The 3216-nt window shown below is 60.5% G+C and carries 1 protein-coding gene and 1 pseudogene; both read right to left on the bottom strand.

The window, feature by feature from the left end:
- Positions 1-52: 52 nt before the first annotated feature.
- Positions 53-1426 (bottom strand): annotated as a pseudogene (gene mobF, locus HX884_RS25815) (MobF family relaxase); the annotation flags it as partial.
- Positions 1426-3216, bottom strand: a 1791-nt coding sequence (gene traD, locus HX884_RS25810; protein WP_178328997.1) for a type IV conjugative transfer system coupling protein TraD, incomplete at its 5' end; no start/stop codon positions are given. The gene traD and the pseudogene mobF, both read right to left, overlap by 1 nt.

Below are 3216 nucleotides of genomic sequence, written 5' to 3'. Positions count from 1 at the left end.
GCCCAAGGAACCGAAAGCTTAGGGTGTCATTTCGCCCTCAGCCGGAACCGACCCCCTGTTCGCGCGCCATCATCGTCAGCTCCGCCACGCGCTCACGCTGGCCGGCCGCCCCGCCCTGACCCGAAATGATCGCCACCGGCGGACGGTCCTGGGCCAGGACACTCACGGCATCGCTGTATGACCGGCTGCGGGGCACGCTTTTATCCGGAAAAATGTCGGCCTGCCCCGTCCGCTGTAAATCGCGGGTCATCGCCGACACCGACAGCTCATCCAGCACGTGGATGTTCGAGGTAAACAGCCCCTTCTCTTTATCCAGCGGGATGAGCTGCTCATTTTTTATCGCCGCATCGATGCCGTCACGCGCCATCTCCACCATGCCCGACCGCGCGGGCAGCTGCCCGAGGGTGGTGGCCAGCAGTTCGGAATACGTGAACCGCGCCCGCCGGTCGCTCAGCATCGCGATGGCCTGCCCGACGCTGCTGTTAATATCAATGGCTTCAGGCGTCGTTGCGGGAATATTCCCCTGCACAACCCGCAGGTCTGCCGCCTCACGGTAGGCTTTAATGTCAAACCCCGTCTCTTTCAGGGTCTGCATCCACTCGGCCATGCGCTGTTCGGGGTCAACCTTCTGCTTCGACTGGCGGGTATCGAGCGCCGCCACGTCGCGGGACTTCAGGGACGCGTCATCCCCGACCGCCTCGCTGATGGTCCTGCTGCGGCTGGAATACGGCTCCGTCGGTACGCCCTTCAGCTCCCACATGCCGTGTTTGCCGACCGTCTCAGTCTCATAGCCCATCGCCGCGACGTCATCCTTCAGCGCGGCACGATACAGGCGGCCAAAGGCAATCTGGTTGGCGTAGATATTCTCAATAAACCCGGTTTTACCCACTTTGTCGCTGCTGAGCGTTCGCCACTCATCGCCATGCTGAGTGGCATTGGCCACCACCGCGTGGGTGTGCAGCTGCGGCTCCTGGTCGCGGCTGGTATCGTGGTTAAACAGCGCCATCACCAGGTTGCCGGTCAGCTGCGTCTCGCTCCTGCCCTCCGTCATAACCCGCGTGGAGGCCATTGCCTCTATCTGCTTAATGGCGGTCTCCACCGCGCGGTTGTGTGCCTCAATAAGACGCTTGTCGCCTCCCAGCATGGCCATCACGGAGACACTTTTGGGCGCAGAGAAGGTGAAGTCGTAGCCCGGACGGTGTTTGTTCGCCCCGTCCTGAGTCCGGCTGAGGTCGCTGCCGTCCGGCAGGCGTCCCTCCAGAACCTTCGTAAAGACCTTCTGGTCCACCCCGCCGCTGAGCCCCAGCGCTTCAGCCCCTTTTCCGGCCCAGCGCTCGCCCATACTACCGATAACGTAGTAGTTGTCCTTGTCGGTGTAATAATTGCCCGCGCTGCCGGCGGATTTTACCGATCCGATGCTCATCATCAGATGTATCCTCCCGGCTCAAGATCCTTTTCAGGCGCCCGGTGAACGTTGATGTTCACTTCTTCACGACGCTGCCTCTCCTGAGGAGACAGTTCGTCCTGCTCCGCCTGCCACGCCTCCCATGCCGCCATATCCACTACTTCACCGCTTTCACTGATGCCGGGCGGCAGCTGCTCTGCCTCTTCCGCCTTTGTCTTCAGCTCAGGCTCCACACCGCCGGCGCCTGCCGCACCTGCTACGGATGCCGCGTCTGCAGCGCGGGGCGCGGGCGTCAGTTGCTGTGGCTGCTGTGGCTGCTGTGGCTGCTGTGGCTGCTGTGGCTGACCAGCATTCTCCGCACCGCCCTCTGGCGCGACAACTTCGGCATCCGGTTCAAAGAGCATGGCGATGCTGCGGGATTCATGTTCACGTGCAGCCAGCGCGGCATTCAGGCGTTCCTCCGCTTTCCCGTCGATGGTGCGCGGAATGAATTCCGGTGCCACCTTTGGACGCTGCTGATACTTCAGCGCCATTTTCACGGCAGGATAAGGTCCGGGAAGCGTGACGTAGCAGGAGAGATCCGGCAACGTCTGGACGTCGGAGTAACTCACCAGGGTGACGCGCTCCATGTCCTTGCCGACCGAGGTACCGTCGCGTACCGGGTCCACACCGTAGGAATACTGCTCGGACGCCTTGAGGATTTCTTTTTCACCGATTTCGCCAGCGGCGAACTCGGCGATATTGCGCGACGGCGAGCGGAAGAAGGCACGGGTGTTCAGCACGTCGAACAGCGTTTCCGCCGGCTTCTGCCCGTAAATATCTTCCAGCTGGGCGTAGGACTGAATGCCAATGACGTAGCAGCCGCCAAACTTACGCGCCTCCGGCAGGATCTCAACCAGGTCCGGCAGCTTGTGCAGGGTAGGCAGCTCGTCGGCGAAGATCCACACGCGGCGGTTACGGTTTTCCCCCATCGCCAGCAGCCCGCGAATGGCGATGGACAACCACATGGAGATAACCGGCTTGAGGGAAGCGTGGGTGTCAGCATTGGAGGAGATAAACAGCCAGCCGTTTTTACCATCCTCACGAACGCCGCGCATCCAGTCGCGTATGGTGAATGACTCGCCGTTATTTTCGATGCCCTGCAGGTAGCGGATAGCCTTGACGTAGTTGGTCAGCACGGCGCGGATGGAGATGGCCGTTTTCTCGATTTTCTCTTCCACCAGGTTCGCCGCCGGGGAGTTTTTCAGGTACGAGCGCAGCTTCTCAATCTTGATGGAAAGCAGCGTGTCGACCAGCTTGCTGTAGCTGCGGTCCTTGTCGTTGCGCATCAGATATGCGGCTTCGGCAAAGATGGTACGTCCCGACCCCTGCCAGAAGGGGTCTTCCTTCGTGCCCATAGGAATAAGCGTGTTGGAAACGTTGTCGAAGTCAGGCTGCGTCAGGCACTCCCGCCACAGGTCCCATGCAGCGCAGCGCGCATCCAGCGGGTTAAGGATTTTATCTGTGGCCGGATCATAGTAGCTTTTGACGAACTCACAGGAGCGGTCATACACGATGACCATATCGCCACGCTGGCGGGCGTAGTTCATCAGACGGCGGATAACTTCTGATTTACCGGCCCCGACGGTACCGTGCAGACAGAAGTTCTGGATCTCCGAGTCCTTAATAAGCGGCAGCTCACCGATTTTGATGTCGGATGCGAGACCGTCGCGCCTGAGCATTTTCGCCACCGCTTTCGGGTCGTCAGTCAGCTGGCGCCCGGCTTTGTTGAATAAATCAGATTTCGGGTAAGTCTCCCCCGTAGCGGGTTG

Origin of the sequence: Enterobacter sp. SECR19-1250 (assembly GCF_013391025.1) — a bacterium.
GTDB classification, from domain to species: domain Bacteria; phylum Pseudomonadota; class Gammaproteobacteria; order Enterobacterales; family Enterobacteriaceae; genus Enterobacter; species Enterobacter cloacae.
This window is presented reverse-complemented; position numbering and strand designations above follow the sequence as displayed.